8 protein-coding genes are annotated in these 12,972 nt (G+C 72.2%); 6 read left to right on the top strand and 2 right to left on the bottom strand.

The window, feature by feature from the left end; genetic code table 11:
- The first annotated feature begins 185 nt into the window (after positions 1-185).
- Together ACF059_RS24040 and ACF059_RS24035 are read left to right on the top strand one after the other, a co-directional pair.
- Positions 186-962 carry an ABC transporter ATP-binding protein gene (locus ACF059_RS24040; protein WP_392060522.1) on the top strand — a complete coding sequence of 259 codons (777 nt, stop codon included), beginning with the start codon at positions 186-188 and terminating at the stop codon, positions 960-962.
- Complete coding sequence (locus tag ACF059_RS24035) at positions 959-3,544, top strand: ABC transporter permease (protein WP_392060520.1); 2,586 nt, start codon at positions 959-961, stop codon at positions 3,542-3,544. The genes ACF059_RS24040 and ACF059_RS24035 overlap by 4 nt, the downstream gene beginning before the upstream one ends.
- 80 nt (positions 3,545-3,624) lie before the next feature.
- Here ACF059_RS24035 and ACF059_RS24030 read toward each other — a convergent pair whose 3' ends face one another.
- Positions 3,625-4,917, bottom strand: coding sequence for a DUF2079 domain-containing protein (locus ACF059_RS24030; protein ID WP_392061200.1), 1,293 nt, complete (start codon positions 4,915-4,917; stop codon positions 3,625-3,627).
- 456 nt (positions 4,918-5,373) lie between these two features.
- Between ACF059_RS24030 and mfd the strand changes: the two genes are divergently transcribed.
- Positions 5,374-8,904, top strand: a complete 3,531-nt coding sequence (mfd, locus tag ACF059_RS24025; RefSeq protein WP_392060517.1) for a transcription-repair coupling factor — start codon at positions 5,374-5,376, stop codon at positions 8,902-8,904.
- A gap of 62 nt (positions 8,905-8,966) precedes the next feature.
- On the opposite strand, the gene ACF059_RS24020 is transcribed toward mfd, so the two are convergent.
- Positions 8,967-9,680, bottom strand: a complete 714-nt coding sequence (locus ACF059_RS24020; protein ID WP_392060513.1) for a hypothetical protein — start codon at positions 9,678-9,680, stop codon at positions 8,967-8,969.
- Between the two features lie 308 nt (positions 9,681-9,988).
- Between ACF059_RS24020 and ACF059_RS24015 the strand changes: the two genes are divergently transcribed.
- The 3 genes from ACF059_RS24015 (at position 9,989) to ACF059_RS24005 (ending at position 12,951) form a co-directional block, all read left to right on the top strand.
- Positions 9,989-10,618 carry a hypothetical protein gene (locus ACF059_RS24015; protein WP_392060510.1) on the top strand — a complete coding sequence of 210 codons (630 nt, stop codon included), beginning with the start codon at positions 9,989-9,991 and terminating at the stop codon, positions 10,616-10,618.
- 56 nt (positions 10,619-10,674) lie between these two features.
- Positions 10,675-12,165, top strand: a complete 1,491-nt coding sequence (locus ACF059_RS24010) for a protein kinase (protein WP_392061197.1) — start codon at positions 10,675-10,677, stop codon at positions 12,163-12,165.
- 162 nt (positions 12,166-12,327) lie between these two features.
- Positions 12,328-12,951: a SurA N-terminal domain-containing protein gene (locus ACF059_RS24005; RefSeq protein WP_392060507.1), complete on the top strand. Its 624-nt coding sequence runs from the start codon at positions 12,328-12,330 to the stop codon at positions 12,949-12,951.
- The last annotated feature ends 21 nt before the right edge of the window (positions 12,952-12,972 follow it).

Here is a 12,972-nt window from a genome sequence, read left to right as displayed (position 1 = left end):
GGACGGAGCCGGTACGTCTTTAACTGGTTCATATGAGCGGGGGGAGCTCGGGGGTGGGGATAACCCCCGGACGGATACGGCGATGGGCACCAGCGCGCCGGACCCCCCTCCCGCCGGAGACTTTCGCTGAGACGCCGCGGGCAATCGCACGCAACCGAACGAGGGGAAACACCGTGACAACGGCTATGACCGAAACCAGGCACGGGGGTACTGGAGGGCATGCAGCCGTCGCGGCCCGGGCGCGGAAGCTCGTCAAGGCCTACGGCTCGGGTGAGACGCGCGTCGTCGCCCTCGACGACGTGGACGTGGACATCATGCGCGGCCAGTTCACCGCGATCATGGGCCCCTCCGGCTCCGGCAAGTCCACGCTGATGCACTGCCTCGCCGGCCTCGACACGGTGACCAGCGGCCACATCCACCTGGACGACACCGAGATCACCGGGCTGAAGGACAAGAAGCTCACCCAGCTGCGCCGCGACCGGATCGGCTTCATCTTCCAGGCCTTCAACCTGCTGCCCACGCTGAACGCGCTGGAGAACATCACGCTCCCCATGGACATCGCGGGCCGCAAGCCCGACGCGGAGTGGCTCAACCGGGTCGTCGAGACCGTCGGCCTCGCCGGCCGCCTCAAGCACCGCCCGACCGAGCTCTCCGGCGGCCAGCAGCAGCGCGTGGCGGTCGCCCGCGCCCTCGCCGCCCGCCCGCAGATCATCTTCGGCGACGAGCCGACCGGAAACCTGGACTCCCGGGCGGGCGCGGAGGTACTGGGCTTCCTGCGCCGCTCGGTGGACGAGCTCGGCCAGACCATCGTCATGGTCACCCACGACCCGGTCGCCGCCTCCTACGCGGACCGCGTCATCTTCCTCGCCGACGGCCGCATCGTCGACGAGATGTACGGACCCTCCGCCGAGCAGGTCCTCGACCGCATGAAGGACTTCGACGCGCGCGGGCGGACGTCATGAGCAACATGGTCCTGAAGACCTCGCGGCGCAACTTCGTCGCGCACAAGGGACGCATGGCGCTCTCCGCCGTCGCCGTCCTGCTCTCCGTCGCCTTCGTCTGCGGCACGCTGGTGTTCACCGACACCATGAACGCCACCTTCGAGAAGCTGTTCGGCGTCACCAGCGCCGATGTGACCGTCAGCCCCAAGGCGGCGAAGGACGCGGAGGAGAACCCGGAGCGCGGCAAGCCCGAGATGCTGGCCGGCTCGGCCGTCGAGCAGGTGAAGAAGGCCGAGGGCGTCAAGGGCGCCGAGGGCGCCGTCATCTCGCTGTCCGTCACGGTCGTCAACTCCAAGAACGAGAACATGGGCTCGACCACCGGTGCCCCGACCATCGCGGGCAACTGGAACGACAACGAGCTCAAGTCGATGAAGATCACCGAGGGCCACGCGCCGCGCGGTCCCACCGAGGTGATGGTCGACAAGGACACCGCGGACAAGCACCAGCTGAAGATCGGTGACGAGCTGCGCACGATCGCCGTCACCGGCGACATCCGCGCCAAGATCACCGGCATCACCGCCTTCACCGTGACCAACCCGGGTGCGGCCATCGTCTACTTCGACACCGCCACCGCCCAGCAGGCGCTGCTCGGCTCCCCCGGCTCCTTCACGCACATCAACGTCACCGCCAAGGACGGGGTGAGCGACGAGCAGCTCAAGCAGAACATCGCGACCGCCGTCGGCGCGGACACGTACAAGCTCCAGACCGCCAAGGAAGCCGCGGACGCCAACCGCAAGGAGGTCGGCTCCTTCCTCAACGTCATGAAGTACGTGATGCTCGGCTTCGCCGGGATCGCCTTCCTCGTCGGCATCTTCCTGATCTTCAACACGTTCTCGATGCTGGTCGCCCAGCGCACCCGTGAGATCGGCCTGATGCGCGCCATCGGCGCGGACAGCGGACAGGTCCTGAAGTCCGTGGTCGTCGAGGCCTTCCTCCTCGGCGTCGTCGGCTCGGCCCTGGGCGTCGGCGCGGGCGTGGGCCTGGCCGTCGGCCTGATGAAGCTCATGGGCCAGCTCGGCATGCACCTGTCCACCGACGACCTGACCATCGCCTGGACCACCCCGGTCGTCGGCGTCGTCCTCGGCGTCGTCGTCACCGTCGTCGCCGCCTTCGTCCCGGCCCGCCGGGCCGGCAAGGTCTCCCCGATGGCCGCCCTGCGCGAGTCCGGCACCCCCGGCGACAAGAAGGCCGGCGTGATCCGCGCCGTCCTCGGCCTGGTCCTCACCGCCATCGGCGGCGCCGGGCTCTACCTGGCCGCCGCCGCCGACAAGGCCGCGCCCGGATCGCTGTGGCTGGGCCTGGGCATCGTCTTCACGCTCATCGGCTTCATCGTGATCGGCCCGCTGCTCGCCGCGGGCGTGGTGCGGGTGCTCTCCGGCCTGGTGCTGCGGCCCTTCGGTTCGGTGGGCCGCCTCGCCGAGCGCAACGCCCTGCGCAACCCGCGGCGCACCGGCGCCACCGCTGCCGCCCTGATGATCGGCCTCGCGCTGGTCGCCTGCCTGTCGGTCGTCGGGTCCTCGATGGTGGCCTCCGCCACCGAGGAGCTCGACCAGTCGGTCGGCGCGGACTTCATCGTCGGCGCCCAGACCGCGCAGCCGGTCATGCCGCAGGCCGAGCAGGCGCTGCGGGCCGTCCCGGGCCTGGACCACGTCACCTCCTACCGGCAGGTGGAGGCGAAGATCACTGCCCCCGACGGCTCCACGGAGACCGACGAACTCGGCGCCACCGAGGCCACGTACGCCAAGGACGTCCGCCGCAAGATGGTCGCCGGCGAGCACGCGGCGGCGTACGGCAAGGACTCCATGTCGGTCGGCTCGCAGTACGCCACCAAGCACGGCATCAAGCTCGGTGACGAGATGACCGTCGCCTTCACCGAAGGCAAGACCGTCAAGCTCAAGGTCGCCGCGATCACCAGCGACGAGGGCAACCTCGACAAGGGCATGAAGTTCGTCAGCACCGAGGTCGCCCGGGCGAACCTGCCGGCCGACCGGTTGCCGCTGCCCTTCATGCTGCTGGCCAGCGCGAAGGACGGGGAGTCGCAAGAGGCCGCGTACAAGGCGGTCAAGGCGTCGCTGGCGGAGTACCCGCAGTACGACGTGCGCAACCGGGCCGACTACAAGAAGACCCTCAAGGACCAGGTCGGCCAGATGCTGAACATGGTCTACGGGCTCCTCGGCCTCGCCATCATCGTCGCGGTCCTGGGCGTCGTGAACACCCTCGCCCTGTCGGTGGTCGAGCGGACCCGCGAGATCGGCCTGATGCGCGCCATCGGCCTCTCCCGCCGCCAGCTGCGCCGCATGATCCGCCTGGAGTCGGTGGTCATCGCCCTCTTCGGCGCCCTGCTCGGCCTCGGGCTGGGCATGGGCTGGGGTGCCACCGCGCAGCAGCTGCTCGCGCTCCAGGGCCTGAAGGTGCTGGAGATCCCGTGGCCGACGATCCTCGGGGTGTTCGCCGCCTCGGCCTTCGTGGGCCTGTTCGCCGCGCTGGTCCCGGCCTTCCGGGCAGGGCGGATGAACGTACTGAACGCGATCGCGAGCGAGTAGACGCGCCGCGGTCGTTCGGGGGAGGGCGCCGGTCCGGGACCTTGGGTCACGGGCCGGCGCCGCCGTTTGCTCCCTACGGGCTACGGCGTCCCGCCGCTCTCTCCCGCTGCTCCGTCCCGCCGCATCAGGACGACTCCGGCGGCCTCGCCCACCAGGGTGTACCGCTGTCCGGGGTGCAGCTGGTGGGCGTAGTCCGTCGGGTCCTCGCCGGCCCACCGCGAGGAGTTGTCCAGGGTGATCCAGTCGGGGACCACGCCCTTGCTGCCCCCGATCCACAGCACGCGGCAGCGCGAGGTCAGCCGGGTCAGCGAGGTGGTGTCCGCCTCCACGGTGGCCCCGTCCGGGATCCGGTCGAGGAGCCGCTCGATGGCCGTGACCCGCGCGGGCTTCTCGTACGTACTGCCCTGCGCGAGCTTGGCGCTGGGCATGCTGGTCGCGCTGAGGGCGAGGGCGGAGGCGAGCACGGCCGTGGGCAGCTGGAGGGCGTACGCGCGCAGCCACGGCCGCTCGCCGCGCCGGACGGTGTCGACGGCGTCGACGAGGGCGAGGGCCACCACCGGCATGAGGACGGCGCTGTAGTGCCAGTCGGTGGACCAGTAGTGGTCGTCCCCGGAGAGGAACCGCCAGCCGAGGGTGGGGGCGGCGACCAGCAGCAGCGGCGAGCGCAGGGCGAGCAGCCCGGAGGTGGGGATGAGCACCCAGCCCAGGGTGGCGAGCTTGGTGCCGGTGCCCGCGAACGGACCGGCGCCGTCGATCTTGTCCCAGTAGCCGTAGCCCGCCGGGGCGAAGGCCGGTATGAGGACGGTGAAGACCAGTACGGCGAAGACGGCGGCCGCGCCGGCGGTGGCGAGCGCGGTCCAGGCGGCCCGCCGGTCGGTGGTGCGGGCCCGCCAGGCCACCACCACGGCCAGGGCGGCCAGCGTGAAGCCGAGGTCCTCCTTGACGAGGACCAGCGGCAGCCCCCACAGCAGGGCGGCCCGCCAGCGCCGGGCGAGCACGGCCTCCAGGGAGAAGGCCAGCAGCGGCATGGCGAAGGCGATCTCGTGGAAGTCGAACTCCACGGCCCGCTGGATGCCCCAGGACAGCCCGTACGCGACGCCGACGGCGAGGCCGCGGGCCCGCCCGAGGAGCCGCCCGGCCGCCCGGGTGACCGGGACGGCGGACAGCGCGAACAGCGCCGCCTGGACGACCAGTAGGGTGACGGGGCCGGGGAAGACCCGGTAGACGGGGGCGGCGAGCGCGATGACCGGGCTGAAGTGGTCCCCGAGGATGTTGGCCCCGGGCCCCTTCAGATCGGCGACGGGCTCCCGCAGGTGGGCGTAGGCGCGGATCGCCTGCTCGAAGATCCCCAGGTCCCAGGAGGCCCAGTCCATCCGCCGGAAGCGAGTGACGGACAGGGCGAGGTACACCAGGAACAGCCCGGCGGCCACCACCCACGGCCCGGCCCACCGGCCTGGCCGCGACCCGGGCCCCGGCCCCGGCCCCGGCGCCGGCCCCGTCCCCGGCTTCGCGGGAGCCGGTGTCACCTGCGCCGCACGGGCCGTCGCATCGCTCGTCACGGACTCGTGCTCCTCGGGCCGGCTGGGGTGAACGCCTGTGGAAGCGGCGCGGCCGGTTCAGCCGCTCCTGACCCGAACATCGTAAAGCGGGAGGAACGCGGCCCGCGGCGACTGGCCCGGCCCGGTGGTGTCACTCCCCCGTGGGGCGGCGCGCAGCGTCTGTGTAAGGGGAGGCGGTCGGGAGACGGGCGGGCGTAGGGTGGGAAACCCCGGCCCGTACGACGTGTCGGGTCCTTCGCGTTGCCCCTACCGGATGGAAAGCCCCCCTTCATGAGCCTGCACGGACTGCTCGACGCCGTCACCCGGGACCCCGCCCTCGCCGAGGCGGTCACCGCGGCCGGAGAAGGCAACCGCATGCACGTGGACCTGGTCGGCCCCGCCGCCGCGCGGCCCTTCGCCGTCGCCGCGCTGGCCCGGCAGACCGGGCGGACCGTGCTCGCGGTCACCGCCACCGGGCGCGAGGCCGAGGACCTGGCCGCGGCACTGCGCTCCCTGCTGCCGCCGGACGAGGTGGTGGACTACCCCTCCTGGGAGACGCTGCCGCACGAACGGCTCAGCCCGCGCAGCGACACGATGGGCCGTCGCCTCGCCGTCCTGCGCCGGCTCGTGCACCCCAGCAAGGACGACCCGGCGGCGGGCCCGGTGAGCGTGATCGTCGCGCCCATCCGGTCCGTGCTCCAGCCGCAGGTCAAGGGGCTCGGGGAGCTCGCCCCGGTCAGCCTGCGCCAGGGCGGCAGCGCCGACCTCGGGGAGATCACCGAGGCCCTGGCCGCAGCGGCGTACGCGCGCGTCGAGCTCGTCGAGAAGCGCGGCGAGTTCGCCGTGCGCGGCGGCATCCTCGACGTGTTCCCGCCCACCGAGGAACACCCGCTGCGCATCGAGTTCTGGGGCGACGAGGTCGAGGAGATCCGCTACTTCAAGGTCGCCGACCAGCGCTCGCTGGAAGTGGCCGAGCACGGGCTGTGGGCCCCGCCCTGCCGGGAGCTGCTGCTGACCGAGGAGGTACGGGAGCGGGCCGCGGCCCTCGCCGAGGCGCACCCGGAGCTCGGCGAGCTGCTGAACAAGATCGCCGAGGGGATCGCCGTAGAGGGCATGGAGTCCCTCGCCCCGGTCCTGGTCGACGACATGGAGCTGCTGATCGACGTCCTGCCGGCCGGGGCGATGGCCGTCGTCTGCGACCCGGAGCGGGTACGGACCCGGGCCGCCGACCTCGTCGCCACCTCCCAGGAGTTCCTCATGGCCTCCTGGGCGGCCACCGCGGGCGGCGGCCAGGCCCCCATCGACGTCGGCGCGGCCTCGCTGCGCGGGATCGCGGACGTCCGCGACCGGGCCCGCGAGCTGGACATGATGTGGTGGTCGGTCTCCCCCTTCGCCGCCGACGAGGAGACGGGCGGGGACACCCTGAAGCTCGGCATGCACGCCCCCGAGGCCTACCGCGGCGACACCGCCCGCGCCCTGGCCGACACCAAGGGCTGGATCGCCGACGGCTGGCGCACCGTCTACCTCACCGAGGGCCACGGCCCGGCCGCCCGCACCGTCGAGGTGCTCGGCGGCGAGGGCATCGCGGCCCGGCTGGAGCCGGAGCTCGGCGTCCTGGAGCCGAGCCTGGTCCACGTCGCCTGCGGCTCCCTCGACAACGGCTTCGTCGACCCGGCGCTGAAGATCGCCGTACTGACCGAGACCGACCTGACCGGGCAGCGCACCGCCACCAAGGACCTCGGCCGGATGCCGACCCGGCGCCGCAAGACGATCGACCCGCTGACCCTGGAGGCCGGGGACTACATCGTCCACGAGCAGCACGGCGTGGGCCGCTACGTCGAGATGGTCCAGCGGACGGTGCAGGGCGCCACCCGCGAGTACCTCCTCGTCGAGTACGCGCCGGCCAAGCGCGGGCAGCCCGGCGACCGGCTCTACATCCCCACCGACCAGCTGGAGCAGGTCACCAAGTACGTCGGCGGCGAGGCCCCGACCCTGCACCGGCTCGGCGGCGCCGACTGGACGAAGACCAAGGCGCGCGCCAAGAAGGCGGTCAAGGAGATCGCAGCCGACCTCATCAAGCTCTACAGCGCGCGCATGGCCGCCCCCGGCCACACCTTCGGCCCCGACACGCCCTGGCAGCGCGAACTGGAGGACGCCTTCCCGTACGCGGAGACGCCCGACCAGCTCACCACGATCGCCGAGGTCAAGGAGGACATGGAGAAGTCGGTTCCGATGGACCGGCTGATCTGCGGCGACGTCGGCTACGGCAAGACGGAGATCGCCGTGCGCGCCGCCTTCAAGGCGGTGCAGGACGGCAAGCAGGTCGCCGTCCTCGTGCCCACGACCCTCCTCGTGCAGCAGCACTTCGGGACCTTCTCCGAGCGCTACAGCCAGTTCCCGGTCAACGTGAAGGCGCTGTCGCGCTTCCAGAGCGACACCGAGTCCAAGGCCACCCTGGAGGGCCTGAGGGAGGGCTCGGTGGACGTGGTCATCGGCACCCACCGGCTGTTCTCGCAGGAGACCCGCTTCAAGGACCTGGGCCTGGTCATCGTCGACGAGGAGCAGCGGTTCGGCGTCGAGCACAAGGAGCAGCTGAAGAAGCTGCGCGCCAACGTCGACGTGCTGACCATGTCCGCGACGCCGATCCCGCGCACCCTGGAGATGGCGGTGACCGGCATCCGCGAGATGTCGACGATCACCACCCCGCCGGAGGAGCGCCACCCGGTCCTGACCTTCGTCGGCCCGTACGAGGAGAAGCAGATCGGCGCGGCCATCCGCCGTGAACTGCTGCGCGAGGGCCAGTGCTTCTACATCCACAACCGGGTCGAGTCCATCGACCGGGCGGCCGCCAAGCTGCGCGAGATCGTGCCCGAGGCGCGGATCGCGACGGCGCACGGCCAGATGTCCGAGCAGGCCCTGGAGCAGGTCGTCGTCGACTTCTGGGAGAAGAAGTTCGACGTGCTCGTGTCGACGACGATCGTCGAGTCGGGCATCGACATCTCCAACGCCAACACCCTGATCGTCGAACGCGGCGACAACTTCGGCCTGTCGCAGCTGCACCAGCTGCGGGGCCGCGTCGGACGAGGCCGCGAGCGCGGGTACGCGTACTTCCTCTACCCGCCGGAGAAGCCGCTCACCGAGACCGCGCACGAGCGGCTCGCCACGATCGCCCAGCACACCGAGATGGGCGCCGGCATGTACGTGGCGATGAAGGACCTGGAGATCCGCGGCGCGGGCAACCTGCTCGGCGGCGAGCAGTCCGGCCACATCGCGGGCGTCGGCTTCGACCTCTACATCCGCATGGTCGGCGAGGCCGTGGCCGATTACCGGGCCGCCGTGGAGGGCGGCGTGGAGGAGGAGCCGCCGCTGGAGGTGAAGATCGAGCTGCCGGTCGACGCGCACGTCCCGCACGACTACGCGCCGGGCGAGCGGCTGCGCCTCCAGGCGTACCGGTCCATCGCCTCCGCCAACTCCGAGGCCGACATCAAGGCCGTGCGGGAGGAACTCACCGACCGCTACGGCAAGCTGCCGGAGCCGGTGGAGAACCTGCTGCTGGTCGCCGGCCTGCGGATGCTCGCGCGTGCCTGCGGGGTGGGTGACATCACCCTCCAGGGCAACAACGTCCGCTTCGGGCCGGTGGAGTTGCGCGAGTCGCAGGAGCTGCGGCTCAAGCGGCTCTACCCGGGAGCGGTCCTGAAGCCCGCCACCGGGCAGGTGCTGATCCCGCGCCCGAAGGCGGGCAAGATCGGCGGGAAGCCGGTGGTGGGCCGCGAACTGCTGGCCTGGACCGGGGAGTTCCTCACCACGATCCTGGGGTCCTGACGATCCTGGGGACCTGACGACCGTGGAGGCCGGGCGCCCGCGCGGGCACCCGGCCTCCCGGATCAGCGCAGCTGGTCCGCGTCGATGACGTCCGGGCCGGTCGGGGCGTCCGCCTTCACCGGCTGGTCGAAGCCGCTGAAGGTGATGTCCCCGGGCTCCTGGCCGGTGTTGGACGCCTTGAGCAGGTACGGCTCGCCGTGGGTGGCCACCAGCAGGGTCTCGGTGCCGTCGGCGGTCTTCGTGGTCAGGGTGAGGGCCTCCTGGCCGTTGACGGTGGTGACGCCGTCCTTCTTGGCGCCCTTGCTCTCGTCGAACTCCTTGAGCAGCTCGTCCAGGTCGCACAGGGCGGAGAGCTCCTTGGAGTCCTCGTCGTCGCCCTTGGACTTCAGCCAGTGGCCGGCCAGCTGCTTGACCGCCGCGTCCGCCTGGTCCTTGGGCAGGTCCTTCAGCTGGGAGCGGTAGAAGGGCTCGTCGGCCTTGACGAACACGAACTCGGCGTTGCGGATGAGCTCGAAGGAGCCCTCGTCGCTGGAGATCGTGCCCTTGCAGTCGCCGGACTTGCTGACCGCCATGTTCAGCTGGATGGCCTTGCCCTCGTCCCAGACCTTGCCGCTGACGGTGAGGGAGGACGCGCCGCGCAGCGCGGTCACGGACTTGTCGGCCACCTGGGAGCCGCTCAGGTCGGGGAACGGGCCGGATGCGGCGCATCCGGCGAGCCCGAGCCCGGCGGCGCAGGCGAGGGCGGTGGTGGCGGTCAGGCGGCGAAGGGTGCGCATGGGGACTCTTTCGGGCAGGAAGAGGAGGCGAGCGGAAAGGGGGGCGCTGGGAAGGGTAAGGGGACGGCCGATGAAGCGGAAGGTGAGGGTCCGCTTAACTCGGGCGGGACTCCTCCGGCTTCTGCGCCGGGCGCCGGTCCCGCAAGATCCGGCCACCCGCGACGGCCTGTCGGGCGCCAGGCCGCCCCCCGGCCGAACGGCCGTGCTGCGACCCTGCAACGGTTGCGCCCATCCCCTCACCCACGGCCGGAAACGCTGTATACCCTCAGACCCGAAAACCTCTTCCGCACGGCCTGTCAGGAGCAGCGATGCACGGCCCCGGCCTCCCGCCGCAGCACGGTCCCCGGCCCACCTCCGGGGGCGTGGTGGTACTGCGCGTGCTGTTCACGCTGCTGCCCATCCTGAGCTGCGGCTTCCTCGCCTGGGGCTCCATGCTGCGGCTCGCGCTGGTCACCCGCAGGCCCCGCGACTGGGTGCTGATGGGCCTCAGCTGCTTCCTCTCCGTCTTCTGGTTCGTGCTGTTCGGCCTCGACCCGACGGCCGAAGTCACCGGCTGGCAGAGCGATGTCGGCGGCTTCGGCACGCTCATCACCGGCTTCGCGGTCTGCGTGTACTTCCTCGTCGCCGACATCCGCCACCACGAGGCCCGCGCCGCCGCGGCCGCGCCCTGGTACCCCGTACAGCCCGCCCCCTACGTCCCGCCCGCGCCCGCCTACGGGTACCCGCCCGCCCAGGCGACGACCCAGGCGACCACCCCGACACCGGTCCCGGCCCCCGCCCCGCCGCAGGTGCCGCCGCAGACCGCGCCGGCCCCGCGCATCGGGCAGGTGCGCGCCGAGCTCGACGAGCTCAGCGAACTGCTGCGCAAGCAGACCCCGCCGCCCGGCGGCCCCGGCCAGGACCCGAACCGCACCGCGATCCAGGACCCCCACCAGTGACCGACCGGCTCATCGGCGACCGCTACCAGCTCGCCACCATCCTGGGCCAGGGCGGCATGGGCCAGGTCTGGACGGCCTACGACCGGCGCCTGGACCGGCGGGTCGCCGTCAAGCTGCTGCGCCCCGACAAGGTGGCCGGCCCCGGCACGGTCGCCGAGGAGCTGCGCCGCCGCTTCGTGCGCGAGTGCCGGGTCACGGCGCAGGTCGACCATCCCGGCCTGGTCACCGTGCACGACGCGGGCAGCGACGGCGACGAGCTCTTCCTCGTCATGGGATACGTCGAGGGCTCCGACCTCGCCGACCACCTCGCCGCGCACGGCCCCTACCCCTGGCCCTGGGCGGTCGCCGTCGCGGCGCAGCTGTGCTCGGTCCTGTCGGCCGTGCACGCGGTGCCGATCGTCCACCGCGACCTGAAGCCGCGCAACGTGATGGTCCGCCCGGACGGGACCGTCCTGGTCCTGGACCTCGGCGTGGCCTCGGTGATGGACACGGACACCACCCGCCTCACCAGCACCGGCTCGCCCATCGGCAGCCCTGCGTACATGGCACCCGAGCAGGCCATGGGCGGCGCGGTGGGCCCGTACACCGACCTGTACGCCCTCGGCGTGGTGCTCTACGAACTCCTCAGCGGGAACGTCCCCTTCGCCGGTTCCACCGCGCTGGGCGTGCTGCACCGCCACCTGTACGAGCCCCCGCTCCCGGTCCGGCCGCTGCGCCCGGAGATCCCGCAGCAGCTGGAGGCGCTCCTGCTGCGCCTGCTCGCCAAGGACCCGCAGGACCGGCCCGCCTCCGCGCAGGAGGTGTACGAGGCCCTCGCCCCGCTGCTGCCCGCCCGCGGCGGCGCGGTCCCGGTCGGCGCGCTCGACCCGACCCGGCCGTTCCTGCGCCCCCAGGCGCCCTGGCCGGACCGGGCCGCGGTCGTACCGCCCCGGCCCAGCGTCCCGCCGACGCTCGTGCCCACACCGACGCCGACGCCGACGCCCGTACCCACGCCGCCGAAGCCGGACGTGCCCGGCGCGGTCGACGAGGCCCGCAAGCTCCTGGACGAGGGCCGGCTCACCCAGGCCGTGGACATCCTCGGCGGCATCCTCCCGGCGGCGGCCGCCGAGCACGGGGAGCACTCCCCGGTGGTCCGCTCCCTGCGCAAGCAGTACGCGGCCACGCTCATGGACGACGGGCAGTACCGCCGCGCCCTGCCGGAACTGCGCCGCCTCGCGGAGGAGTTCCCGGCCGGCGACGCCCAGGCGCTGCGGCTGCGCTACGACGCGGCCCAGTGCCTGGAGCAGCTGGGCGAACCGGCCGCCGCGCTGGCGGAGTACCGCTCGCTGCTCCCGCTCTTCGAGAACCACTACGCCAACCCGGACCCGGGCCTGCCCCTGGAGGTCCGCCGCCGGATCGCGCACCTGCAGCTCTCCCTCGGCGACCGCCAGGCGGCCCACGACACCCTGGCCCGGCTGCTGTTCGACGCGGAACGCCTGCACGGCCCCGCGCACCCCTTCCCCGCCGAGATACGCCGGACCCTGCACTGGCTCGGTCAGGTGCGCTGACGCGGCCTGCCGACGCGGGAGGCAGGGCCGTCCGCGGGGCGCACCCCAACACCCCGGGAATCGTTGGGCGAAGTAGTGGCTCGGATCACCGTGACCTCATACCATCGATCACCGCACGGCCCTTGTGCACCGACGCACAATCTCCCGGCCCTGGAGGCTCCTTTGCACCGTCGCACTGCGCTCTCCGTCTCCACCGCCCTGCTCCTGGCGGCGCCCCTGCTCTCCGCCTGCTCGGGCGAGGCCCGCCCCGGCACCGCGGCCGTCGTCGGCGGCGAACGGATCACCACATCCGCACTCCAGTCGCAGGTCAAGGACGTGCGCGCCGCACAGAACCGGGCCGGGCAGAGCGCTGCCGAGCTCATCGCGAGCACCCCCAACCTGGAGCGGCAGAAGCTCGACGCGATGCTCCAGAGCCGGATCATCGACAAGATGGCCCGCACCGCCGGGCTCACCGCCACCGAGAAGGACATCGAGGACGAGCGCGCGGCGTACGTCACCGAGAACGGCGGGCAGGAGCAGTTCGAGGCCCTGCTCCTCCAGAAGGGCGCCATGGCCCCCGGCCAGGTCGAGCGTTTCCTCAGGGACCGCGTGCTGCTGACCAAGCTGTCCGAGAAGTACGGCAACGGGAAGCTGGAGGAGCCCGCCCGGGCCGCCGTCACGGCGCTGCACATCGAGATCAACCCGCGCTACGGCTCCTGGGACGCCAAGCAGATCAAGCTGGGCGTCGGGGACACCCCCTGGGTCACCCAGCGGACCCGTCCCGAGCAGGCCCCCGCCGGAGCCTGACACCGGCCGCCGGAGGTAGGT

The organism is Streptomyces sp. NPDC016562 (assembly GCF_043076955.1).
Lineage (GTDB): Bacteria > Actinomycetota > Actinomycetes > Streptomycetales > Streptomycetaceae > Streptomyces.
Note: the sequence above shows the minus strand (reverse complement) of the source record. Positions and strands in the feature narration are given on the sequence as shown.